General features: G+C 65.0%; 22 protein-coding genes. 9 read left to right on the top strand and 13 right to left on the bottom strand.

Going from position 1 to position 22,245, the window contains the following annotated elements:
* Window positions 1–49: 49 nt before the first annotated feature.
* A complete protein-coding gene (locus tag JY500_RS05415) occupies window positions 50–352 on the top strand; it encodes a hypothetical protein (protein ID WP_172203701.1) in 303 nt (100 codons plus the stop codon).
* Between the two features lie 58 nt (window positions 353–410).
* Here JY500_RS05415 and cueR read toward each other — a convergent pair whose 3' ends face one another.
* Both cueR and JY500_RS05405 read right to left on the bottom strand, forming a co-directional pair.
* Complete coding sequence (gene cueR, locus JY500_RS05410) at window positions 411–830, bottom strand: Cu(I)-responsive transcriptional regulator (protein ID WP_172203699.1); 420 nt, start codon at window positions 828–830, stop codon at window positions 411–413.
* Between the two features lie 80 nt (window positions 831–910).
* Window positions 911–3,319: a heavy metal translocating P-type ATPase gene (locus JY500_RS05405; protein ID WP_206255356.1), complete on the bottom strand. Its 2,409-nt coding sequence runs from the start codon at window positions 3,317–3,319 to the stop codon at window positions 911–913.
* A gap of 181 nt (window positions 3,320–3,500) precedes the next feature.
* On the opposite strand from JY500_RS05405, the gene JY500_RS05400 reads away from it, so the two are divergent.
* Complete coding sequence (locus JY500_RS05400) at window positions 3,501–3,965, top strand: DUF4442 domain-containing protein (RefSeq protein ID WP_206255354.1); 465 nt, start codon at window positions 3,501–3,503, stop codon at window positions 3,963–3,965.
* A gap of 79 nt (window positions 3,966–4,044) precedes the next feature.
* The gene (locus JY500_RS05395; protein ID WP_206255353.1) at window positions 4,045–5,721 is read left to right on the top strand and encodes a SulP family inorganic anion transporter; all 1,677 of its coding nucleotides are present in this window, start codon (window positions 4,045–4,047) and stop codon (window positions 5,719–5,721) included.
* A gap of 56 nt (window positions 5,722–5,777) precedes the next feature.
* Here the strand turns inward: JY500_RS05395 and ppk2 are convergent, their stop codons facing one another.
* From ppk2 to JY500_RS05350, 9 genes are all read right to left on the bottom strand, one after another.
* Entirely contained in the window at window positions 5,778–6,611 is an 834-nt protein-coding gene (gene ppk2 / locus JY500_RS05390; protein WP_172203691.1) for a polyphosphate kinase 2, read from the bottom strand.
* Window positions 6,612–6,726: 115 nt separating this feature from the next.
* Entirely contained in the window at window positions 6,727–8,136 is a 1,410-nt protein-coding gene (locus JY500_RS05385) for an efflux transporter outer membrane subunit (RefSeq protein WP_172203689.1), read from the bottom strand.
* A 10-nt stretch (window positions 8,137–8,146) separates the two neighbouring features.
* Window positions 8,147–9,283 carry an HlyD family secretion protein gene (locus tag JY500_RS05380; protein ID WP_206255351.1) on the bottom strand — a complete coding sequence of 379 codons (1,137 nt, stop codon included), beginning with the start codon at window positions 9,281–9,283 and terminating at the stop codon, window positions 8,147–8,149.
* Window positions 9,283–9,732, bottom strand: coding sequence for a DUF3302 domain-containing protein (locus JY500_RS05375; RefSeq protein WP_206255349.1), 450 nt, complete (start codon window positions 9,730–9,732; stop codon window positions 9,283–9,285). Before JY500_RS05375 ends, JY500_RS05380 begins: the two co-directional genes overlap by 1 nt.
* Before the next feature lie 299 nt (window positions 9,733–10,031).
* Window positions 10,032–11,009, bottom strand: coding sequence for a CapA family protein (locus JY500_RS05370; protein ID WP_246479802.1), 978 nt, complete (start codon window positions 11,007–11,009; stop codon window positions 10,032–10,034).
* The gene (locus JY500_RS05365; protein WP_246479801.1) at window positions 11,006–11,422 is read right to left on the bottom strand and encodes a hypothetical protein; all 417 of its coding nucleotides are present in this window, start codon (window positions 11,420–11,422) and stop codon (window positions 11,006–11,008) included. Before JY500_RS05365 ends, JY500_RS05370 begins: the two co-directional genes overlap by 4 nt.
* Entirely contained in the window at window positions 11,419–12,285 is an 867-nt protein-coding gene (locus tag JY500_RS05360; RefSeq protein ID WP_206255347.1) for an SPFH domain-containing protein, read from the bottom strand. The genes JY500_RS05365 and JY500_RS05360 overlap by 4 nt, the downstream gene beginning before the upstream one ends.
* Window positions 12,286–12,386: 101 nt before the next feature.
* Window positions 12,387–12,890 (bottom strand): DUF4442 domain-containing protein, encoded by a 504-nt coding sequence (locus tag JY500_RS05355; protein WP_206255345.1) that lies wholly within the window; start codon window positions 12,888–12,890, stop codon window positions 12,387–12,389.
* 11 nt (window positions 12,891–12,901) lie between these two features.
* On the bottom strand, window positions 12,902–14,932 hold the full coding sequence (locus JY500_RS05350; RefSeq protein ID WP_206255343.1) for an NADPH-dependent 2,4-dienoyl-CoA reductase: 2,031 nt from the start codon (window positions 14,930–14,932) through the stop codon (window positions 12,902–12,904).
* A gap of 452 nt (window positions 14,933–15,384) precedes the next feature.
* On the opposite strand from JY500_RS05350, the gene glgC reads away from it, so the two are divergent.
* The 3 genes from glgC to JY500_RS05335 all read left to right on the top strand — a co-directional run bounded on the left by glgC (window position 15,385) and on the right by JY500_RS05335 (window position 18,747).
* Window positions 15,385–16,695: a glucose-1-phosphate adenylyltransferase gene (gene glgC, locus JY500_RS05345; RefSeq protein WP_172203678.1), complete on the top strand. Its 1,311-nt coding sequence runs from the start codon at window positions 15,385–15,387 to the stop codon at window positions 16,693–16,695.
* The gene (gene glgA / locus JY500_RS05340; protein ID WP_206255341.1) at window positions 16,692–18,167 is read left to right on the top strand and encodes a glycogen synthase GlgA; all 1,476 of its coding nucleotides are present in this window, start codon (window positions 16,692–16,694) and stop codon (window positions 18,165–18,167) included. Before glgC ends, glgA begins: the two co-directional genes overlap by 4 nt.
* A gap of 100 nt (window positions 18,168–18,267) precedes the next feature.
* Window positions 18,268–18,747: a DUF4124 domain-containing protein gene (locus tag JY500_RS05335; RefSeq protein WP_206255339.1), complete on the top strand. Its 480-nt coding sequence runs from the start codon at window positions 18,268–18,270 to the stop codon at window positions 18,745–18,747.
* A 9-nt stretch (window positions 18,748–18,756) separates the two neighbouring features.
* Here the strand turns inward: JY500_RS05335 and JY500_RS05330 are convergent, their stop codons facing one another.
* Window positions 18,757–19,713 (bottom strand): NmrA family NAD(P)-binding protein, encoded by a 957-nt coding sequence (locus tag JY500_RS05330; protein WP_206255338.1) that lies wholly within the window; start codon window positions 19,711–19,713, stop codon window positions 18,757–18,759.
* Between the two features lie 95 nt (window positions 19,714–19,808).
* Here JY500_RS05330 and JY500_RS05325 point away from each other — a divergent pair, with 95 nt between their 5' ends.
* Genes JY500_RS05325 through JY500_RS05315 form a run of 3 tightly spaced genes read left to right on the top strand, consistent with a single transcriptional unit; the run spans window position 19,809 to window position 21,728 of the window.
* Window positions 19,809–20,702, top strand: coding sequence for a LysR family transcriptional regulator (locus JY500_RS05325; protein WP_206255337.1), 894 nt, complete (start codon window positions 19,809–19,811; stop codon window positions 20,700–20,702).
* 9 nt (window positions 20,703–20,711) lie between these two features.
* The gene (locus JY500_RS05320) at window positions 20,712–21,395 is read left to right on the top strand and encodes a glycosyltransferase family 2 protein (protein WP_206255336.1); all 684 of its coding nucleotides are present in this window, start codon (window positions 20,712–20,714) and stop codon (window positions 21,393–21,395) included.
* A 39-nt stretch (window positions 21,396–21,434) separates the two neighbouring features.
* Window positions 21,435–21,728 carry a Nif11 family protein gene (locus JY500_RS05315; protein ID WP_172203673.1) on the top strand — a complete coding sequence of 98 codons (294 nt, stop codon included), beginning with the start codon at window positions 21,435–21,437 and terminating at the stop codon, window positions 21,726–21,728.
* Window positions 21,729–21,761: 33 nt separating this feature from the next.
* Here the strand turns inward: JY500_RS05315 and gloA2 are convergent, their stop codons facing one another.
* Window positions 21,762–22,157, bottom strand: a complete 396-nt coding sequence (gene gloA2, locus JY500_RS05310; protein ID WP_206255334.1) for an SMU1112c/YaeR family gloxylase I-like metalloprotein — start codon at window positions 22,155–22,157, stop codon at window positions 21,762–21,764.
* Between the last annotated feature and the right edge of the window lie 88 nt (window positions 22,158–22,245).

The raw sequence follows: 22,245 nt of genomic DNA, 5'->3' as shown, positions 1-22,245 counted from the left end.
TCTGCGGCTACTGTTACCGTATCGCATTCAGCACCACCGGCCCACGACGATGACCCAGCAACCCGATTCCGACGAGATCGCCAAGCACATCACTCAGCTTACCGATCTCATCTATGTCGCCAGCAACAGCGACGAAAGCCTTTCGCTGGAACTACGCGTCGCAGCGATGGGGTTTGCGGCGCGCGAATTGTGTGTCTCGGACTTGGCCGAGCGAGACTGCGACCCGGCCGAGCGCATGAACGCCATCAAGGGGCTTTTCATTGCCGCCTTCGAACATGAATTCGCGGCGACGATTGCGACCGTGGAAACGGAACGCGCGATGCGACGCATGACCGCCAAGCGGGCCGACTAGTCCGCGCGCCAGCATCCTCCGCGGCCCCGGCGCGCGCAGCGCGCAGGCGGCCGACGTGCTACCCAGCGCTGCAGCAGTGTGCCGCGCCGGATCCGTCGCGCAACTCTTCCAGGATCGGGCACTCGGGCCGCTCGTCGCCGTGGCAGCGCATGGCGAGCGCGGCGATGGCGTCGCGCATGCGCGTGAGATCCGCGATGCGGCGATCGAGCTCCGCCACTTGCGCCAGGGCCAGCGTTTTCACGTCCGCACTGCTGCGATGCTGGTCCTGCCACAGCGACAGCAAGTGCCGGATCGTCTCAAGCGGAAATCCCAGCTCACGGGCATGGCGCACGAAACGAAGGGTGTCGAGATCGCGCGCCGAATAGCGCCGATAGCCATTGTCGCCACGCACACCGGGCGGCAACAGTCCGATCGATTCGTAGTGGCGGATCATCTTGGCCGAGAGGCCGGATGCCTTGGCGGCAGCACCGATGTTCATGTCTTCAACTCCGCAGAACGCCCGCCTCGCGCGACGGGGCCAAACAGTTCGAGCCTGTGCATCGTCATGGCAATGCCGGATCAACGCTGCCGGCTGCTCGGCACCGGCCGCCAGCGTGTGAGCAGCAGCGCGTTGGTGATCACGCTGACACTCGAGAACGCCATCGCCGCACCCGCGATGACCGGCGACAACATGCCTGCGGCCGCGAGCGGAATACCGACGACGTTGTAGGCGAATGCCCAGAACAGGTTCTGCTGGATCTTGCGCCAGGTGCGCCGGGAGATATCGAGGGCGTCGGCAATCAGTGCCGGGTCACCGCGCATCAGCGTGATGCCCGCCGCATGCATCGCCACCTCGGTGCCGGTCGCCATTGCGATGCCGACATCGGCGGCAGCGAGCGCCGGAGCGTCGTTGATGCCGTCGCCCACCATCGCAACCCGCACACCGCCGGCCTTGAGCGCGGCGACACGCGCAGCCTTGTCGCCCGGCAAGACGTTGGCGAGCACCTCGTCGATGCCCAGCTCGGCCGCCACCGCTTGCGCGGCACCTGCGTTGTCACCGGTAATCATCACGCTCTTGACGCCCATCGCCCGCAACTCACGCACTGCAACGATGGCCTGCGGCTTGACGCGGTCGCCGAACGCGAGCAGCCCGCGCAACTCGGGCGCGCCGCCTGCCGGTATCGCCATCAGCCATGACACGGTGCGCCCCGCTGCCGCGAGCTCGTCGGCGCGCGCTGCAAACGGGCCCGCATCAAGCCCGAGTTCGTCGCGCAGACGGGTGTTACCCAACTGCAGCGTGACACCGTTCAGAACACCGCTCACGCCGCGGCCTGGCAGGGCGCGCAAATCGCTGGCGGCCGGCACCGCAATCGCGAGCGCCTTGGCCGCATCGAGCACCGCCTGCGCCAGCGGGTGCGCGCTGCCAGCCTGCAGGGCGGCGGCGTCTGCGAGGAGCGCCGAGTCCTTGCCCACCGCGGCGATCGCCGCCAGGGTCGGGCGGCCTTCGGTAAGCGTGCCGGTCTTGTCGAAGGCGACCACACCAACGCTGTGCGCGATTTCGAGCGCCTCGGCATCCTTGATCAGGATGCCGTGCTTGGCCGCGACACCGGTGCCGGCCATGATCGCAGCCGGCGTGGCGAGGCCGAGTGCGCACGGGCATGCAATCACCATCACCGCAACCGCGTTGATCACCGCGTTGCTCACATCGCCGGTCGCAAGCCACCAGCCCACGAATGTGATGAGCGCGATCACCAGCACCACCGGCACGAATACCGCGCTGACCTTGTCGACCTGGCGTTGGATCGGCGCCTTGGCTGCCTGCGCGCTTTCGACAAGGCGGATGATGCGGGCCAGCGTGCTCTCGGCCCCCAGCGCGGTGGTGCGCACCACCACCCTGCCCTCACCGTTGATCGCGCCGCCGATCACCGGTTCGCCCGGTTCGCGCGCCACCGGCAGACTCTCGCCGGTGATCAGCGATTCGTCGAACTGGCTGATGCCTTCAAGGATTTCGCCATCCACAGCGACACGCTCGCCCGGCAGCACAACCACCTGGTCGCCGAGGCGCAGTTGCGCCAAGGGCAGCATCTGCTCACGGCCGTCACGCAACACGCGTGCGGTGTCCGGGCGCAGGGCCTGCAAGGCGCGGATCGCGGCCGCGGTTTGCCGCTTCGCGCGCCCCTCCAGCCACTTGCCCAGCAGCACCAGCGTAATCACCACCGCGGACGCCTCGAAGTAGAGATGCATGCCGCCAGCGAACCACTGCCACACCGACAAGCCGAACGCAGCCGACGTACCAAGCGCAACCAGCAGATCCATGTTGCCGGCACCCGCGCGCAGCGCATGCCAGCCGGCGCGGTAGAAGCGCGCCCCGAGCCAGAACTGCACCGGCGTTGCGAGAACAAGTTGCAGCCAGCCTGGCAACATCCAGTGGCGGCCGACGAGTTCGCCTAGCATCGGCACCACGAGCGGCAGCGACAGCAACGCGGCCAGCACCACGCGGATGCCGTCGCGGTCGACGGCAGGGGCCCGCTCGGCCTCGGGGGTCGCGTCCGCTTGCGGCAGCACTGCTTCAAAACCCGCCGCCTCGATCGCCGCGGCAACCGCCTCGACACCAACGCCGGGCAACGTGCGGATGCGCGCAGACTCCGTCGCCAGATTCACCGCCGCATCCAGCACCCCCGGCACCCGCTTGAGGCCCTTCTCGACCCGTGCGACGCACGAGGCGCAGGTCATTCCCTTGATACCGAGGTCTAGCTCGGCGAGCGGCACCTCAAAGCCAGTCTTTTGCACCGCCTCGCGCAGCACTGCGGTGTCGAGCACGGCCGCACTCGTGACACGGGCGCGCTCGGTGGCCAGATTGACGCTCACCGACTGCACGCCGGGCACGGCCTGCAACGCACGCTCGACGCGCGCAACACAGGAAGCGCAGGTCATGCCGCTGATCGGCAGGTCAAGCTCCTTCGAAACCGGGGTGATCGTTGTGTTCATCGCTGTTACGTCCATTGCTGTACCTGGAGCCCGTAGCGTCAGCCTTACCATCATGGGAAGGTCAAGCGCTATTTTCACCCGAGTGGCGCCATGCGAGTGCCGATCTCAACAGGGCAATTACTGATCGTCGAATTCAAGCCGATCGGTGAAGATGTGCACTCCTGCCCAAGCAAGCAACAGCATGAAAGCCACCACCTTCCGACGCCTGATCAACCTGTGGCCACCGTTCTTCTTTGCCGGCATCCGGGCAAAGCGGATCTCAGACGACTTCCGCGAAGCCGACGTCGCACTCCAGCTGCATTGGTACAACCGCAACTACGTCGGCAGCCATTTCGGTGGCAACCTGTTTTCGATGACCGATCCGTGGTTCATGCTGATGCTCCTGCAGGTACTCGGCCCCAAGTACCTGGTGTGGGATCGTGCCGCAACGATCGAGTTCGTCACGCCGGGGCGCGGCACCGTCACCGCGCGCTTTCGCCTCGACGACGCGCAGATCGCCGATGTGATCGACAAGACAGCCAACGGCGACAAGTACCTGCCCACTTTTCATGTCGACATCCTCGACGCCCAAGGGCAGCTCGTGGCCAAGGTCACCAAGACCGTCTACATCCGCCTGAAATCGGCCCATCGCCCCGCCGCAGGCTGATGCACGTCAGTTTCACCCGCTCCACGCAAGGGTCATAATCAGTTCGCGCGAGCACCGCGCCAACCTGACGGAGTCCTGCATGTCCCACGGAGCGGCCACACCTTCCACCGCCAATGCAGCATCCGGCGGCCCAGGCTTGAAATTCGACGTGATCGCCGGCCTCACTGCGGCCGCGGTCGTACTTCCGAAGGCGATGGCCTACGCCACGGTGGCGGGCCTTCCCGTCGCGGTCGGCCTGTACACAGCCCTCGTCCCGATGGTGATCTATGCGCTGCTTGGCACCTCGCGGGTGCTTAGCGTCAGCTCCACCACGACCCTCGCAATCCTCGCCGGTACCGAACTGGCGCTGGCCGTGCCGGACGGTGATCCGACGAAACTGATCGCGGCGGCGGCCACGCTGACGGCGCTCGTCGGCGTCCTGCTGATGCTCGCGTCCGCGTTGCGGCTGGGCTTTGTCGCGAACTTCATTTCCACGCCGGTCCTGACTGGCTTCAAGGCCGGCATCGGGCTGGTGATCGTGCTCGATCAGGTTCCCAAGCTGCTTGGCCTGCACATCACGAAGCAGAACTTCTTCCACGATCTGGTCACCGTCGTACAGCACCTGCCGGACGCGTCGATGATGACCGCGTTGGTCGCAGCGGCAACGCTCGCTGTATTGATCGGCATGGAGAAACTCTGGCCACATTCGCCGGCGCCGCTGGTCGCCGTCGGCGGCGGGATCGCGGCATCCTGGCTGCTGGGTTTGAACGCGATGGGTGTGTCGATCGTCGGCTTGATCCCGCAAGGCTTCCCGTCGCTGACCCTGCCGGATGTCAGCCTGGTGGCGCAGTTGATTCCTGGTGCAGCCGGTATTGCGCTGATGAGCTTCACCGAGAGCATCGCAGCCGGGCGCGCCTTTGCGCGTAACGACGAACCCCGCATCAACGCCAACCGTGAGCTGATCGCGACCGGCGCGGCCAACCTCGGCGGCGCCTTCCTCGGCGCAATGCCGGCCGGTGGCGGCACGTCGCAAACGGCGGTCGTTCGCTCCGCGGGTGCGCAATCGCAGAAGGCCTCGCTGGTGACCGCCGGCGCTGCACTCGCGACAATGCTGCTGCTCGCGCCAATGCTGGGCCTGCTGCCGAACGCGACGCTGGCGGCGGTCGTGATCGTGTATTCGGTCGGCTTGATCCGGCCGAAGGAATTCATGGCGATCCGCAAGATCCGCAACATGGAATTCCGCTGGGCCTGCGCGGCGATGCTTGGCGTACTGCTGTTCGGCACGCTCAACGGGATCCTGATCGCGATCATCATTTCGCTGGTGGGCCTCGCCAGCCAGACCGCACGCCCGCACGTCTATGCGCTCGGTCGCAAGCCCGGCACCGACGTGTTGCGCCCGCTATCTCCCGAGCATCCGGAGGATGAACGCTTCGAAGGTCTGCTGGTCGCACGCCCCGAAGGCCGCATCTTCTTCCTCAATGCGACGGTCGTCGGGGATCGGCTCAACGAACTGGCCGCAGAACACAAACCTAAGGTCATCGTGCTGGATATGAGCCGCGTGCCAGACATCGAGTACTCGGCACTGCAGATGCTCGCCGATGGCGACAAACGCGTCGCCGAACGCGGCATCACCCTCTGGCTGGCGGGGCTGAACCCCGACGCGCTGGCGATGGTGCAACACTCCGGCCTGGCCGATCGGCTCGGGCGCGATCGCATGATCTTCAACGCACAGACCGCAATCGAGCGTTACATCGCACAAAACAAGAAACCCGCCTGAGCGGGTTTCTTGCAAGTCGCAGCAGGCGGCCGGTGCCGAAGCTCCGGCCCGCCTGATCAGTACTTTTCCGGCACGTACTTGAACGGATAGTCGGTCGCCTTCACGCGGCCGATCTTGCGCTTGGGCAGCTTGACCTTCTCTGCCGGAATCTCTTCGTAAGGCACATGCGCGAGCAGGTGGCTGATCACGTTGAGGCGCACTTTCTTCTTGTCCTCAGAACGCGCGACAAACCACGGCGCCCAGGACGAATCGGTCTTCTCGAACATCTCGTCGCGGGCCACGGTGTAGTCGTCCCACTTATCGAAGGACTTCACATCCATCGGCGAAAGCTTCCAGACCTTGCGGCCGTCGTCGATGCGGTCGCTCAGGCGGCGCTCCTGCTCCTCGGGGCTGACTTCCAGCCAGTACTTGAGCAGGATGATGCCGGATTCGACCATGGCCTTCTCGACCATCGGCACCACATCGAGAAACTTCTTCACCTGTTCCGGCTTCGCAAAACCCATCACCCGCTCGACCCCGGCGCGGTTGTACCAGCTGCGGTCGAAGATCACGATCTCGCCGGCCGCCGGAAAGTGCGGGATATAGCGCTGGATGTACATCTGGGTCTTTTCGCGCTCGGTCGGCGCTGGCAGTGCCACAACGCGGAACACGCGCGGGCTGACGCGCTCGGTGATCGCCTTGATGGTGCCGCCCTTGCCGGCACCATCACGCCCCTCGAAGACAATGCAGACCTTCAGCCCCTTCGCCACCACCCACTGCTGCAGCTTGACCAGCTCGACATGCAGGCGCTTGAGCTCCTTGTCGTAAGCCTTGGCGCTCATCGGTTCAGTCGAAACCGGCGCGGCCGGTTCGGACTTCTTGGCGGAATGCTTCTTCTTGTTGCCGGACATGACGACCTCCTTTGGATGAGGCAGACCGGCTTCGGCGTGGATGCTGCGGCCGCGTCGGCCTGCAATCGGGTTTGGCGGCCGCCGCCGCCGGTTACCCGGCAGCGGCGGTTTGCCCTTACTTTGTTGTCGCCGCAAGCGGCGCCGACGGCGCAAAATCGCCGCCGAGCGCCAGATGCAGATTCACACGCTGCACGCGCGCATCACTTTGCACACGCAGCTGTTCGCCCTGCACGGCGATCAGACCAAGCTCTTCGTTGATCAACGCACGACGGTCTATCGACCCGACACGCAGCCGATGGTTCGCAAGCTCCACCTGGCGGCGGTTTTCGAGCACGCGGGCATCAAGCTGCTTGGCACGCGTCTGCAAGGTCACGTTGGCAGCCAGCGCGTTCTCGACATCGGCGAAGGCACGTTGCCCGGCCGCGGTGTAAGCGGCTACGGCGGCCTTCTGCTCGGCCGTCTTCGCCTCGACCTGCGCCTGCAATGCCCCGCCGGTGAACAGCGGCGCCACAATGCCGGCCCCCATGCTCCACACCGGGTTGTTGCGGTCGGCCAGAACGAACAGCGAGCTGTCGATCGAGTTGACGCCTGCGGTCAGCTTGATTGCCGGCAGCCGCGCAGCCTTGGCCTCTTCGACCATGTAGAAGCTCGCGGCGACCTTGCGCTCGGCCGAGATGATGTCCGGGCGGCGCTCCAGCAGCTGCGACGGCAAACCGGCCGGCACCGCTTCGGGCATCGCAGGCATATTGCCCGCCACCGCCAACTCAGCCGCGGGATAGCGACCCAGCAAGAGCTCCAGCGCGCGCTGGGTCTGCGTTTCCGCCAACTTGAGCTGCTCGAGCGAATCCTGCCGTGCCGCCAAGGCCTCGCGTGCAGTTGACACCGCAGTGCCGTCGGTATTGCCGACGCGCTGGCGGGTCTCTTCCAGCTTGATCAGGCTTTGCGTCGCGGCGATCGATTGCTCGGCCAGCTTGCGTTGCTGCTGCGCCTCGATCGCGAGATACCAGGCACGCGCCACACCAGCCGCGAGCGACTGACGCGCCCAGGCCAGATCGGCAACCGTGCTGTCGTACTGCGCGGTAGCGGCAGCACGTTGCGAACGCACACGCCCCCACAGGTCGAGTTCCCAGTTGACGCTGAGACCACCGCCGGTCAGGCCGCTGCCGTCCGACATCTTGCCGCCGGTGCGGCCATAGGCCATCACGCTGGGCCAGAGGCTGCCGCCGGACGCCGTAACGATTGCACTGGCCTGCTCGATGCGGGCCGCAGCGACCTTCAGATCCGGGTTGTTGGCGATCGCCTCGTTGACCAGTGCAATCAGTTGCGGGTCATTGAAGCGGGCCAGCCAGCCATCTTCGAATTGTCCGGAGGGCGCGCCAGCCTTCCAGCTTTCGGGCAGCGGCGCGTTCGGCAAGGTCTGCGCGCGCAGATCCGCCCCTTTGGGCGGAGACTGCAGCGCGCATCCGCCCGCTACGAGCGCCAGCGCGACGGCGAACGCCGCGCGGCTTAGGTTGAAATCAGCCATGGTCCGTTCCTCAGTGAAGCTTCAGGACCAGGTAATTCAGAATCGAATTCACCCGTACGATCACGCGGCGAACCAGCTGCACCGGTTTGATATGTTCGGTGTAGATCGCGCCGTGCCCAGTAGCGCCCGCGGCGAGGAACAGATCGCGATGCTTCTCTTCAAGTTCCAGCTTGACCGCGAAACGGCCCGGCGGCAGCGGCTGCGCACCGGTTTGCGGGATCTGGCCGCTCATCGGGATCTGCCCCTGGCCCTGTGCCCACACGATCGACTGCACCTTGGCCTTGATCACTTCGCCCGGATAAGTCGGCAAGGCAATCTCGGCTTCGTTACCCGGCTCCACGTTGTAGAGCTCGTTCTGCGCGTAGAGGGCGAGAATCTGCTGCTCGTCCTCGACAAACACCATCGCGGGCTGCAGCGGCATCGGCACCACCCAGGAGCCAACGCGCAACTGGTTGTTGATGACGGTACCGTCGGCCGGCGCATACATCGTGGTCTGTGACAGCTCCCACTTGGCGTTGTCGAGTTGCGCGCGGATTGCAGCGACCTGGGCTTGCTCGCCGTTCACCTGAGCACCGATCTGCTCCTTGACCTGACGCTCACTCGCCTCGGCGGCTGCCAACTCGGCCTTGACCTGCTTGACGTTAGCCAGCGCCTGTTCAAGGTCGAACTTGGTGCCCGCCTCGGTTTTCGCCAGTTCCGTGAACTCGGCGACGCGCTTCTGCGCAAGATCGAGTTGGGCACGGATGCCTTCAGTCTTGCTGGTCGCAGCCTTCAGCTGTTCGCCGAGGTTCTTCGCATTCGCGATCGCCGAAGCAAGTTGCGACTCGAAGGAGCGGACCGTCTGCTCATAGGGCGTCGGGTCTAGCTTGAACAGCACGTCGCCCTTCTTCATGTGCACGTTGCCCTCGGCCGGCACGGCGATGACACGGCCACGCACTTGCGGTACCACTTGCACGGTGTACTTGATGACGCGCACATCGGCGGACGACGGCGCGATGACGTTAAGGGTGAGGATCAACCAAGTCAGGCCCACCACCGGAATCGTGACAACGATGACCTTCGAGGTGGTGTTCCACGGCAGCAGCTTGAACTTGAAAAAGATCAGCCAGACGAAGAAGGCGTAAATGCCTACGAGGATCGCTTCCATCAGACGGCCCCTCCCTGGCTGCGCGCCGACAACTGGGCGCGAATCGCTTCGAGTTCGGGGCTCAGTTTGCGAACCTTGGCCATCTGATCGAGTTCTTCCTTAAGGTGGGCAATATCTTTCCGGACGACATCGTCATCAACTGCGGCGGAGAGCTTCTCGCCGTGTTCAAGATAGTAGTCGTCGTGTTTGTCGGTGCCGTAGGCCATCTTGTAGCCGATCGGCTTGGTATAGGCCCACAGCCACGCAATCGGCCACAGCAGACCACCGAAAACCAGCGAGAGCAGGCACAAGGTTGTGATGCCTTCGGTTTGCGGATGGTGTTTCTTGTGCGCCACCTTTTCCGGAAGGATGTGTACCAGCCAGAAAAGCGCAATCGCGCCGGGCGGCAAAGCGATCAGGATGAACCACGCAAGAAAGTTGGCAACCTTGTCTTCCATTTCGGGTGACATGAGGGAAGCCTGTACGCCACGAGAAAGCAGCAGCAACGCCGCTACACAGATCAAGCGCAGTGCGGGCGATTTATGAAACCGGAGCATCGGGGATTCTCCACCGAGAGGTTGGGGGCGTCTGAAACTAGACTGCCGCGTCAGCAATGCGCCGCGGACGCGCGGTGCAATTGTTTGCTTCGGATGACTCGCACGCAAGCCAATCCTGCGTTTGCGGTTGATATGCGTCACGCGACAGGCAGGCCGGCCCGTGAAAGAGACTGTCGCCGGAAGGCAGACAAGAAAACTCTTGCGTCAGCCGCTCAAGGCGTCGCTGGTCCGCAACTCAGCGAAACCACTCGCTCGCCACGCCGCCAGCACGGCGCTGCGTCCTTCGACAGATGGGCGGTACCCGCCTCATCCTGATGCGCGACCACAACGCTGAACGCTGAAGCGCCTTGACGATCGAGATCGAGCCGCAACACCCAGCCGGTTGTCGACGCGGCCGTATTGAAACCGTCGAAGACGAAGTTACCGAGGCTCCAGATGATCGGCTTGCCGCGGTAAAGGCTCGCACCCTGCGTGACATGCGGATGCCCACCCACGACCACATCGGCGCCCGCGTCGATCATCCGGTGCGCAAGTTCAACCTGGCGCGGACCGGGCTCAGGCTCGTGCTCCCAGCCCCAGTGCATAAAGGGGATCACCAGATCCGCGCCCGCCTTGCGCGCATTCTTGATGTCCGCAACGACCTGGCTATCCTCGCTCCACGCAATGCCGGGCCACTTCGCACCCGCCTCGAAACTGCGCGGCTTGAATTCGTTGTAGGCCAACACCGCGATGCGCAGGCCCTTCTGTTCAATCCACAACGGCGCGTGGGCCTCGACCAGATTGGCGCCGCCACCAAAACTCGCGATACCCGCCGCGCGCACATACTTGAGGGTTTCGACGAACGCCTCACGGCCGTAATCGCCCGAATGGTTGTTGGCAACCCCAAGTGCATCGAAGCGGCCTTTCAGCACGCGCATCACGGACGGATCGGCGCGAAAGGTCCAGGGCTTGTTGTCGAGCGCCTTGCCAGTCGTCGCGACCGGACACTCCAGGTTGCCGATCGTAAAGTCGGCGCCGCGCAGCAGCGCATCGAACTCGGCCAGCGGGTCACCGCCGGCGGCAATCGTCTTACCCGGACCGTCGTCCAGCATGATGTCGCCGACGAACATCAGGCGAAGCGTATCCGCCTTAGCCGGCGCGACCAGTGCAAGCACCGACAGCGCCGCCACAAGCATCTTCGTCGCGCTCATTGTGCTGCCCTCTTCTTGCCAAACTCACACCAGTATTCAAGCTCGCCGTCGCGCACCGGCTCGTACACCCGCTGCATGCCGGTGAAGCCGAAACGCCCGCCGCTCGCGAGCGGCAAGGGGAATTCGGCCACATGGATCGGCACCGCTGCGTCGTCGCGGTCGGCATAGGTGTACAGCTTCACGGATGCGCTCTGCGCCGGCGGGCGCTCGAATACGATGCGGAACAAGAAGTACGAGCCGATCGAAACCGGCGCGACTTCGTAGGAAGAGCTGACCGCATTGGCGCGCAGCAGCCGGGTTTCGCCGCCGTAGCTGACATGGCAGCGCACCTCGTCGGTAGCCTGCGCCGAGGTCGCGAGCAGGCTCAGCGCAAGCGCGGCCAGCAAGCCACTGCAACCCAAGCGCCGCGTCATTTGCCGGTGTGCGCCGGGATGTTGATCAACGGTGCCGACGTCATGTTGGCCGGCACAACGACGGTATTGGTGTTGCCCTTCTCGGCGAAGGTCTGCAGCGCCTGATTGGCTTCGTGCTGCAGGTATTCTCGGGTGAGGCTGTCGGCGATGATCTTGTTGGCGCGGGCGATGCCCTCGGCTTCGGTGACGCGGATCTCCGCCTGCTTCTTGGCGATTTCGGTCTGGATCGTCATCGCTTCGAGCTTCTTCTGGTTCGCCACCGCGGCGCGAATCGACTCCTCGATCGACGGGTCCGTCACCACAGCGCGGATCACGACACGCGTCACGGTGAAGACATGCGGATCGTTGCGATCCAGTTCTGCCTGAACATTGCGCCGGATCGATGCGGCCATCTCGTCGCGCTTGGTGTGCATCACCAGGGAGTCAACGCGGGCAACTTCTTCATACACGGCATTGCGCACGATGCGCATCACCACACCCTGCGCCGGCAACCAGATGCCCGAGTGCTCATCGCGCACCGACTGGCCGGCGTACTTCACCTGCAGGGCCGGGATCTGCGAATCGGCGACCTTATAGTAGACGCTCACATCCATGTCGCGCAGGCTCAGGTTGTCCTTGGCCTTGGGCGTCAGGTCCTGCAGATCAATCGCGACTTCTTTTGCGCTGAATTCTGAAATGCTCGAGATGAAGGGCCATTTCAGATAGACGCCGGGGGTCACCGCCTCGGAGGAGATCACCCCTAGCGTGGTGCGCACACCGACGTTGCCGGAACCGATCGTGCCGGCGAGTCCAAAGATGACCGCCCCGAGCAGGAGCACCGCCAACACCAACAACGGAACGCGACTCCGCGATTGAAACTCCATGAAGCACTCCATGCGTGACACGAAATGCACGCATGGTATCGGCTCCGCGCCGGCTAGGGCAGCGCTGGATCAGATTCTGCTCAAGCGCAGATCTGCGGCGGTCAGTGCTTGGGTCGGTGACTTGGAATCCAAGCCCAGATGAATTCGCACTCAACTGGGTGCTCGCCGGCCTCGTCGGTCACGGTGACCGCGACGCTGACCTCGCCCTTGTCGGTGTCCTGCATCAGTTGCCGCTGCTCGGGCGTCAGCGTGGCGACCGCACGCAGACTACCGGTGGCGCGCTTGCGAAAATGCACGGTGAGTGACTTCGCGAGCGGCAGGCAGTCGTCACGCACGTTCATGCCAACCACCATGCCGGTGGCGGTCTCTGCCAGCAAGGTCGTTGCCGCCGCGTGTACGCCCTGGATGTGGTTCTGCACCGGGCGGCGATTCGCAATCGCGATCTCGACCCGCGTCGGGGTCATCTCGAGGTAATCCAGCTTCGCCGTGCCGGTGAAGGGCACAGCGCGGCGCAGCGCGAGGTTACGTGCCGCGGGGCGCAGGAAGGCGGGTAGCGCATCGAGCTTGGCCAGTGTGCGGGCGAGGCGGTTTGGTTTGGCGCTCATGCGACCTCCGCTCAAAGCGATGCGGCCAGTTCAGCGCCCTGGCGGATCGCCCGCTTGGCATCCAGCTCGGCAGCCACATCAGCGCCGCCGATCACATGGGCGGTCTTGCCCATTGCGGCAAGCTCGTCGGCCAGCTTGCGCTGCGGCGTTTGCCCGGCACACACCACCACGTTGTCGACCGGAAGCACTTGCTCCTTGTCGCCAACGCGGATGTGCAGACCTGCGTCATCCACCTTCAGGTACTCGACACCGGTCATCATCTGCACGCGCTTGTTCTTCAGCGCCGCGCGATGAATCCAGCCAGTGGTCTTGCCGAGGCCTGCACCCATCTTGCTCGTCTTGCGCTGGAGCATCACGACTTCGCGCGGGCTCGGTGCGGGTTGCGGCTTCGCGAGCGCGCCGCCGCGTTCGTACGTCGGGTCGACGCCCCACTCCTTGAGCCAGCCATCGAGATCCAGCGCCAGCGAGTGACCTTCGTGCGTGAGGAACTCCGCCACATCGAATCCGATACCGCCCGCACCCACCACCGCCACGCGCTTGCCAACCGGCTTCTTGTCGCGCAGCACGTCGATATACGAGAGCACTTTCGGGTGATCGCCACCGGGCACCGACAGACCGCGCGGCTGGATGCCGGTGGCGATGACCACCTCGTCGAAACCCTTCAGCTCTGCGGCTTCGACCCGCTTGCCGAGCTTCAGATCGACCTTGGCGTTTTCGAGCTGGCGCTTGAAGTAGCGGATCGTCTCGTAGAACTCTTCCTTGCCGGGCACCTGCTTGGCGATGTTGAGCTGGCCGCCGAGTTCTTCCTGCGCGTCGAACAGCGTCACCGCATGGCCGCGCTGGGCCGTGTACATCGCGGTGGCCATGCCAGCCGGGCCGGCACCGACGACGGCAACAGTCTTCTTCCTGGCAGTCGGAATGAACTTGAGCTCCGTCTCGCGGCCCGCGACCGGGTTCACGAGACAGGAGGCGAGCTTCTGTTCGAACACATGGTCCAGGCAGGCCTGGTTGCACCCGATGCAGGTGTTGATCTCGTCGGCCTTGTTCGCCTTCGCCTTGTTCACGAAGGCCGGATCGGCGAGGAAGGGGCGCGCCATCGACACCATGTCGGCGCAGCCATCGGCCAGCACCTGTTCGGCCACTTCGGGCGTGTTGATGCGGTTGGTGGTGATGAGCGGAATCTTCACCACGTTCGCATCCTTCAGGCGCTTGGTCACCCAGGCGAAGGCGGCACGCGGCACGCTGGTGGCGATCGTCGGCACGCGGGCCTCATGCCAGCCGATGCCGGTGTTGATGATCGTCGCGCCAGCGTCTTCGATCGCCTGAGCCAGCTCGACCACCTCCGGCCAGGTGCTGCCGCCCTCGACCAGATCGAGCATCGAGAGGCGATAGATGATGATGAAGTCGGGGCCGACTGCCTTGCGCACCGCCTTCACGACTTCGATCGGGAAGCGGATGCGGTTCTTGAAATCGCCGCCCCAGGCATCGGTGCGGTGGTTGGTGCAGGAGGCGATGAACTGGTTGATCAGGTAGCCCTCGCTGCCCATCACCTCGACGCCGTCGTAGCCGGCCTTGCGCGCGAGCGCCGCGCAGTTGGCAAAGTCGCGGATCGTCTTGGCGATGCCGAAGCGGCCCAGCTCCCACGGCTTGAACGGGCTGATCGGCGACTTGATGCGTGAGGCCGACACCGCTAGCGGGTGATAGGCATAGCGGCCGGTATGCAGAATCTGCATCGCGATCTTGCCGCCGGCTTCATGCACTGCATCGGTCACCGGTTTGTGGTGGCCGACCTGCCAGGGCCAGGACAACTGCGCGGCCGAGGGGTAGGCACGGCCTTGCAGGTTCGGCGCGATGCCACCCGTCACGATCAAGCCGACACCACCCTTGGCGCGCTCCGCGTAGAAGGCGGCCATGCGGTCGGCGCCATCCTTGGCCTCTTCCAGCCCGGTATGCATCGAACCCATCAGCGTGCGGTTACGCAGCGTGGTGAAGCCCAGATCAAGCGGTGCGAGCAGGTGCGGATAGGGATTGGCGACGGTCATGGCGCGATTCCTTACATACGTTGCGAAGCTGGATCTCAGCCCCCGATGCGGCGCATTACACCATACCGTACCGTATGGTGCCAATCATGCACTGCAGCACATTTCGAGGCCGGGTTGCTGCGCGCTCTGGAACATCGCAAGCGCAACACGCCCCATGTCGGGCTTGCGCACTTGGCGCCGGCCGCCCCGAGCTGGTGCGCTGCAGGTGCACAATGCGCCGATGGTGGGCGCGCACCTGATCTGGCGCAACAGCCCGCCGCGCCGCCATTGCGGCCCTGGCAGCGGCGGTGATACTTAATTCAGAAAAGCGCAAGATTCCGCTTGAACAGCACGCGGCATCCGGCTTGCTTTATCACACGCTGGCAACACCAGCCTGAAAAAGTCCGGGTGCCGAGGCGGTCGGGGGACCGCAGCGGAGCAATCCGGGTTCACACATCTCAACGGGGGACATCATGGCAGCCGATCAAGCATCGACGGCGGGCGGACGCAGCGCTCGCGAACCACGCTTTGTCAGCCAGCTCACTCGCAACACCTTCGCCATCGTATTGGCCGGTGGTCGCGGTAGCCGGCTCAAGCAACTGACCGACTGGCGTTCGAAGCCCGCGGTACCTTTCGGGGGCAAGTTCCGCATCATCGATTTCACGTTGTCCAATTGCGTGAACTCGGGCATCCGCCGCGTCGGGGTGGCAACACAGTACAAGGCCCAAAGCCTGATCCGGCATCTGCAGCTCGCCTGGAGCTTCCTCGACGGCCGCCTCGGCGAGTTCATCGAGATCATGCCGGCGCAGCAACAGGTGGATGAATCGCAGTGGTATCAGGGCACCGCCGACGCGGTGTTCCAGAACCTGCACGAGATCCGCCATGCGAATCCGGAATACGTGCTGGTGCTGTCGGGCGATCACATCTACCGCATGGACTACGGCCGCATGCTTGCCGCGCACGCGGAATCGAAGGCGGATCTGACCGTAGCCTGCATCGAAGTGCCGATTGAAGAGGCCAAGGGCTTCGGCGTGATGTCGGTGGACGACAACAATCGCATCGTCGACTTCGCCGAGAAACCCGCCAATCCGCAGCCGATGCCCGGCAAACCGGACGTCGCGCTGGCCAGCATGGGCATCTATGTGTTCAACGCGCGCTTCCTGTTCGAACAGCTGCTGCGCGACGCGGACGATCCGAAGTCCACCCACGACTTCGGCAAGGATGTGATCCCGCATTGCGTGAAGCGCTATCGCACCTTCGCGCACAGCTTTGCCGAAAGTTGCGTCGGCGATCCGGGCAAGCCCGCCTACTGGCGCGACGTCGGTACGCTCGACGCGTACTGGGAAGCCAACATGGATCTGGTGCAGGTGATCCCGCAACTGAACCTGTACGACGAAGACTGGCCGATCTGGACCTGGCAGCCGCAGAGCCCACCCGCCAAGTTCGTCTTCGATGACGACGACCGACGCGGCGCAGCCGTCGATTCGATGGTCTCGGGCGGTTGCATCATCAGCGGCTCGACCATCCGGCGAACGATGTTGTTCTCCGGCGTGCGGGTGAACAGCTACTCGCTGATCGAGGATTGCGTGATCCTGCCCAACGTGGACATCGGTCGCCACTGCGTGTTGAAGAAGTGCGTGCTCGACAAGCGCTGCGTGATACCGGAAGGCACGCAGATCGGCGTCGACCCGGTGCAGGACCGCAAACGCTTCCATGTCACCGAATCCGGCATCACGCTGGTCACACCGGCCATGCTCGGGCAGAAGATGAATCTGATTCGATGAAGAAGAAGCGGCAACCAATCCACGTCCTTTTCGCCAGCGCGGAGATTGCCCCCTGGGTAAAAACCGGGGGGCTGGGCGACGTTGCCGCAGCGCTACCGCCTGCGCTTGCGCAGGCGGGCTGCAAGGTGCGCGTGCTCGTCCCACGCTATCCGGCAATGGCCGAGGCCTTCCCGAACGCCAGGGAATTCGTGCGAATTCCCGGCCTCGCAGTGCGCCTGCCCGAGTCCCGCGTGCTGGATGCGGGCGAGATCGCGCCCGGCGTCACCCTGTGGTTGCTCGATTGCCCGAGCCGTTTCGAGCGCGCCGGCAACCCGTATGTGGATTCAGACGGCAAGGAATGGCACGACAACGTCTGGCGCTTCGGGCTGCTCTCGCGTATCGCGAGCTGGCTCGCCGAAAATGGCAAAGACACCGGTTGGCCGGTCGATGTGCTTCATTGCAACGACTGGCATACCGCGCTGGCCCCCGCCTACCAGCACTACCTGGGCGGCGACACGCCGAGCGTGGTCACGGTGCACAACCTGGCTTTCCACGGCCAGTTTCCCGAATCCGCCATCGGAGACCTGGGACTGCCGCGGCGCGGCTTCCGCTTCGACGGCATTGAATTCCACGGCAAGCTCTCCTTCCTCAAGGCCGGCCTGCAACTGTGTGACCGCATCACGACGGTAAGCCCGACCTACGCCGCCGAGATCCAGACGACCGACTACGGCTGCGGGCTCGACGGCCTGTTGCGCTACCGCAAGGCACGCCTGCAGGGCATCCTCAACGGCATCGACGAGAACCAGTGGAATCCGGCGACCGATCCGCTGATCGAGGCATGCTACGACGCCGACAGCCTCGACAAGAAGGCTGCCAACACGGTCGCCCTGAGACGCGAACTCGGGCTCGACCCCGGCACCAGCCCCCTGCTGGGCGTCGTCAGCCGCATGGGCCATCAGAAGGGTTCGGACCTGCTGGTCGAAGAGGGCGACGCGCTGGTCGCCATGGGCGCGCAGGTGGTGGTACTTGGGTCCGGCGAAAAGCCACTCGAAGCCGCGTTCGAAGCCTTTGCCACTCGCCATCCGGGCCGCGTGTCCGTCACCGTGGGCTACAACGAGCGCCTGGCCCACCGTATCGAAGCGGGCGCGGACATCTTCCTGATGCCGTCGCGTTTCGAACCCTGCGGGCTCAACCAGATGTACAGCTTGCGCTACGGCACGCCACCCATCGTGCGGCGCACCGGCGGTCTTGCCGACACGGTGGTCGACGCAACGGCGGAAACGCTGAAGGACGGCAGCGCGACCGGCTTCGCGTTCGACTACGCCAGCGGCGAAGCCCTGCTCGCCTGCGTACGCCGCGCGCTGGATCTTCACCGCGACCCACTGCACTGGCGGCAGCTGCAGCGTGCCGGCATGCAGCGTCACTTCGGTTGGGAGCTTGCCGCGCGGCAATATCTCGCACTCTACGAATCCCTGTTGCCCGCGGCGCGCTGAGGGCCCGGCGGCCTCACCTTCGGTCGCGGACTAACGAGGGCGCGTGCGCGCTCGATCGAACGCGGGCTACACTGATGTCATGAAGCCCGGAATCACGATCATGAATGCTCGACTGTGCGCGCTCTTCCTGCTGCTGCCGCTGCTCATCGCATCGGCCCCGTCGCATGCGGCGGACGATGTATTCAAGTGGCGTGACGAGAAAGGCCGCTGGCAGTACGGCAACCAGCCCCCTCCGGGGGTGAAGGCCGAGCGGGTCAATGCAACGATCTCGACAGTTCCGGCTTACAAGCCGAAGCCACTTGGTGGCCTGCCGCGTGCGCAGGAGTCCACTGAAGCGCCCGCAGCCGAAGCCGGTGGCCCGGCGGTCACGTCCGCCTCACGGCAACAGATGATGGACGCTTGCGAACAGGCGGGCGGCACCGACTGCGATGCAATCGTCAATGCCGCGTTGAACGCGTCGGTGGGCCAGGCGGCAGCGCGGCGTGTTGGTACCGGTACGTCTTCCGGATCGGGCGGTTCCTCCAGCTCGTCGTCTGGTTCAGGGGCGACCTCGAAGTCCACAACACCGCCGCCGCAGTAGCCACCGCGATCACGCTGTCGCCGGCGACGAATCAGGCCGCGCGAGCATCGGCGCAAGCGCGGTCGACAAAGCGCGATGCAGCGGCGTGTGCGGCAAGGTGCCGATCAGTTGGCGCAAGCGCGCGTCATCCAGTCGGTGTGGCCTCAGCCACAGGTAGCGCATCGCGAACAAGGCCCGGAATATCGGCACGAAGGGCGATGCCAGACGCAGCGCCCACCACGGTAGCTGCGCTCGCTTCAACGACCGCCCGCATACCTCTTCGATCGCCCGATGCAGCTCCGCGCCGGTCAAGGTTTCGCCTGCGTAGTGCAGGGTTTCGAAGGGCGCGAGCTGGGCCCGCCGCGCGGCCACCGCGACAAACACCCGCGCCAGATCAGGCAGGTACGCCCAGGCATGGGGCAGGTCGGCAGGCCCCGGCAAGGTCACACGCCCTTTTCCGACATCCTTCGCAATAACCAGATCGAACCACGAGCCAGGGCCACCGCCGAAGAAGTCACCGGCGCGGATCACGATACTGCGCACCCCCTCCTCTGCCGCAGCGCGCATCTGTTGCTCCAGCGCGATACGTATCCGCGCCTTGTCGGTATTCGCCACTTCCGGCGTCACTTCAGTCAGCACCGGCGGCAACTCGGCGCCGAAGTTATACACATTGCCCGGCAGCATCAGCGTGGCGCCACTTGCGCGCGCAGCGGCCAGCACGCTGGCCGCGAGCGGCGGTACAAGCGTGTCCCAGCGCGTGTAATCGGGGTTCAGCGCGTTGATGAGAACGTCAGCGCCGTGCGCGGCCTCGATCAGCGCGGCCGTATCCAGCGCATCGCAGATCACCGCGCTGACGCCCGCCGGCAACGGAGTCGTGGGTTCGCGGCGCATCTGCGCACGCACCAGCCAACCGGCCGCAGAAAAGGCCTCGACCAAGGCGCGCCCGATTCGCCCATTTGCCCCAAGTACAAGCACCGTTTCTCGCATGATCTGTTCTCCACTGCATCGGTTCGATGTGGCCCCATTGTGCTGCGGCACCAAATGCAAAAGAATGCGCATCAATGAAAGACAGCCATTCACAAATGAATAGCAAGGCCGCTGCCGCGCCAATGCCGGACTGGGACTTGGTCCAAGCCTTTCTGGCCGTGGTGGAGGCAGGTTCGCTGACGCGCGCGGCGACGCAGTTGAACACCAGCCAGCCGACGCTATCGCGCCAGATCGCAGCTCTTGAAGCCCAGACAGGCGCTGCGCTGTTCGAGCGCACCACCCGCGGCCTGAGCCTCACCGAAGCCGGTGAGGCGCTGGTCGAGCCTGCGCGCCGTATGCAGGCGGCGGCGCAGGCGCTATCGCTGGCGGTGGCGGGCCGGGCGCAGACGCTCGCAGGTACCGTACGGCTCACCGCCAGCGAGATGATGTCGGCCTATGTCCTGCCGCCGGTGCTCGCGCAACTGCGCACGGCGCATCCCGAGATCGAGATCGAACTGGTTGCCACCAACCGCATCGATAACCTGCTCGCGCGCGAGGCCGACATCGCAATCCGCATGGTGCGGCCCGAACAGGGCAGCCTCGTGACCCGCCATGTCGCCGACTACCCGCTCGGCTTCTACGCGCACGCCGACTATCTCGCCGGCCGCCCGCCCGTCACACCGAACACGCTGGCCGATCACGACTGGGTCGGCCTGGATCAGTCACCTCAGTTGATCGACGGCTTCCGCGCCGCCGGTTTCGCGATCGACCGGCACTTCTTCGCCTTCCGTTGCGACAACCAGATCGTCGGGTGGGAAGCCGTGCGCGCCGGGCTGGGCATTGGCATCACGATGCAACGCGTCGCGGCACGTGACCCTGACCTCGTACGCTTGTTGCCCGAATTCGCCGTACCGCCGCTGCCCGTCTGGCTGACGGCGCATCGCGAACTGCGTGCCACGCCGCGCATGCGCATCGCGTTCGATGCACTGGCGACCGCCCTCGCGGCCTGAAGACACGCAATGCCGCTGCGCCCCCTCGTCACTTGCCTGATGCCGACCTTCGCGCGGCACACCTGGCTGCCGGCGGCGGTTGGAGGTTTTCTGTCGCAGGACTTTGACGACGCGGAGCTCCTGATCGTCAGTGAAGACGGGCTACCCGAGTCGCTCGCGCCCGCGCTGGCAAGCGGCCGCGTGCGCCACCAACCGTGCCCCGCGGGGCTGCCGCTGGGCACCAAACGGAACCTCGCCTGTGATGCCGCGCGCGGCCAGATCCTGCTGCACTGGGACGATGACGACCTGCAAGCGCCGGATCGTATCCGGCGCCAGATAGCCGCGCTTAAAACGAGCAAGCGCGCGATCCATGGATCCCGCAGCGTGGTATTTCACGAGCCCGCCACCGGTCGCTGCTGGCTCTACCGCTACGAAGACGCCGATCCCTGGGTGTGCGGCGCGACCTTGGCCTACCGCCGCGACTACTGGCAGCGACACCCGTTTGAAGCCCGCACCGTCGGTGAGGACAACGCCTTCGTGTGGGCCGCAGCCGACAACGAGGTCATGGCGGCCGACGATCCAAAGCTGTGCCTCTGCCGCATCCACCCCGGCAACACAAGTCCCAAGGACACCTCGGCTGACTGGTGGCGGGAAATTGATCTGCCGCCATACTGGCGCGCACGGGTCACACCGATGCAGCATCCGGGCGACTAGACTTGCGTTGACCGTACCGCTTCACTCGGGAGGACATCGATGAGTACCGAAGCGCTCAGCACATTCCTGCGGATCGCCCGCTCGGACGCCGCGCTGCTTGCCGAACTACGTGCCGCCGCCGATGCCGAGGGCCTGCGCGTGGTGGCCCTTGCTGCAATCGCAGCACGCCACGGGCACACCATCGACCCAGCCTCGCTCGCAGTCACGCCGCCACGGCGCAACACCGGCACGCAAACGCTGAGCGATTCGTCGCCACCGAATCCGGTACGCGCCCGCTTCGGCGACGCACAACTGTTCCGCGACGCCGCGGGGGAATTGCGCGTCCGCCTCTAGGCGCGGTCACCATTGGCGCGCCCTTGGCCTCGATCACCCCTGGCGGGGTTCAACCAGCTCCAAGGGCAGTCCGTCCGGGTCCGCAAAAAACGTGTAGCGCGCACCGGTGAGCTCGTCGACCCGCACCGGCTCCACCTCCACGCCGGCAGCCGTCAGCGCAGCGAGCTCCGCGTCGAGGTTGTCTACCACGAACGCCAGGTGCCGCAAGCCCTGCGCCTCCGGCCACGACGGCCGAGGCGGCGCACCGGGGAAAGAGAACAGCTCGATCTGCGCACCGTCCGGCAGCGCCAGATCCAGCTTCCACGAATCACGCGCCGCTCGGTAAGTCTCGGCTACAACCCGCAGCCCCAGCACCTCGGTGTAAAAGCGCTTTGAACGTGCGTAGTCGCTGCAGATGATGGCAGCGTGATGGATGCGGCGTGGGGTCATGGGCGTCGTTCAAGGTGGGAAACTATTTGCACCGCACCGGCCGCGCGCCATCTTTGCTGGCGGCACGGGAAAACCTGGTCACAGCGAA

The sequence above is a fragment of the Niveibacterium microcysteis genome, from assembly GCF_017161445.1.
GTDB lineage: Bacteria > Pseudomonadota > Gammaproteobacteria > Burkholderiales > Rhodocyclaceae > Niveibacterium > Niveibacterium microcysteis.
The sequence above is the reverse complement of the archived record's forward strand: the minus strand, read 5'-3'. Positions and strand labels throughout refer to the sequence as shown.

Coding starts and splice junctions, on each gene's coding strand:
- JY500_RS05330 (WP_206255338.1), bottom strand. CDS start 19,713: ATGCGAGAAACGGTGCTTGTACTTGGGGCAAATGGGCGAATCGGGCGC.
- ppk2 (WP_172203691.1), bottom strand. CDS start 6,611: ATGTCCGGCAACAAGAAGAAGCATTCCGCCAAGAAGTCCGAACCGGCC.
- JY500_RS05380 (WP_206255351.1), bottom strand. CDS start 9,283: ATGGAAGCGATCCTCGTAGGCATTTACGCCTTCTTCGTCTGGCTGATC.
- JY500_RS05350 (WP_206255343.1), bottom strand. CDS start 14,932: ATGACCGTCGCCAATCCCTATCCGCACCTGCTCGCACCGCTTGATCTG.
- JY500_RS05320 (WP_206255336.1), top strand. CDS start 20,712: ATGCCGCTGCGCCCCCTCGTCACTTGCCTGATGCCGACCTTCGCGCGG.
- JY500_RS05335 (WP_206255339.1), top strand. CDS start 18,268: ATGAATGCTCGACTGTGCGCGCTCTTCCTGCTGCTGCCGCTGCTCATC.
- JY500_RS05385 (WP_172203689.1), bottom strand. CDS start 8,136: ATGGCTGATTTCAACCTAAGCCGCGCGGCGTTCGCCGTCGCGCTGGCG.
- JY500_RS05365 (WP_246479801.1), bottom strand. CDS start 11,422: ATGACGCGGCGCTTGGGTTGCAGTGGCTTGCTGGCCGCGCTTGCGCTG.
- JY500_RS05405 (WP_206255356.1), bottom strand. CDS start 3,319: ATGAACACAACGATCACCCCGGTTTCGAAGGAGCTTGACCTGCCGATC.
- gloA2 (WP_206255334.1), bottom strand. CDS start 22,157: ATGACCCCACGCCGCATCCATCACGCTGCCATCATCTGCAGCGACTAC.
- JY500_RS05370 (WP_246479802.1), bottom strand. CDS start 11,009: ATGAGCGCGACGAAGATGCTTGTGGCGGCGCTGTCGGTGCTTGCACTG.
- glgC (WP_172203678.1), top strand. CDS start 15,385: ATGGCAGCCGATCAAGCATCGACGGCGGGCGGACGCAGCGCTCGCGAA.
- cueR (WP_172203699.1), bottom strand. CDS start 830: ATGAACATCGGTGCTGCCGCCAAGGCATCCGGCCTCTCGGCCAAGATG.
- JY500_RS05315 (WP_172203673.1), top strand. CDS start 21,435: ATGAGTACCGAAGCGCTCAGCACATTCCTGCGGATCGCCCGCTCGGAC.
- JY500_RS05325 (WP_206255337.1), top strand. CDS start 19,809: ATGAATAGCAAGGCCGCTGCCGCGCCAATGCCGGACTGGGACTTGGTC.
- JY500_RS05360 (WP_206255347.1), bottom strand. CDS start 12,285: ATGGAGTTTCAATCGCGGAGTCGCGTTCCGTTGTTGGTGTTGGCGGTG.
- glgA (WP_206255341.1), top strand. CDS start 16,692: ATGAAGAAGAAGCGGCAACCAATCCACGTCCTTTTCGCCAGCGCGGAG.
- JY500_RS05400 (WP_206255354.1), top strand. CDS start 3,501: ATGAAAGCCACCACCTTCCGACGCCTGATCAACCTGTGGCCACCGTTC.
- JY500_RS05355 (WP_206255345.1), bottom strand. CDS start 12,890: ATGAGCGCCAAACCAAACCGCCTCGCCCGCACACTGGCCAAGCTCGAT.
- JY500_RS05415 (WP_172203701.1), top strand. CDS start 50: ATGACCCAGCAACCCGATTCCGACGAGATCGCCAAGCACATCACTCAG.
- JY500_RS05395 (WP_206255353.1), top strand. CDS start 4,045: ATGTCCCACGGAGCGGCCACACCTTCCACCGCCAATGCAGCATCCGGC.
- JY500_RS05375 (WP_206255349.1), bottom strand. CDS start 9,732: ATGTCACCCGAAATGGAAGACAAGGTTGCCAACTTTCTTGCGTGGTTC.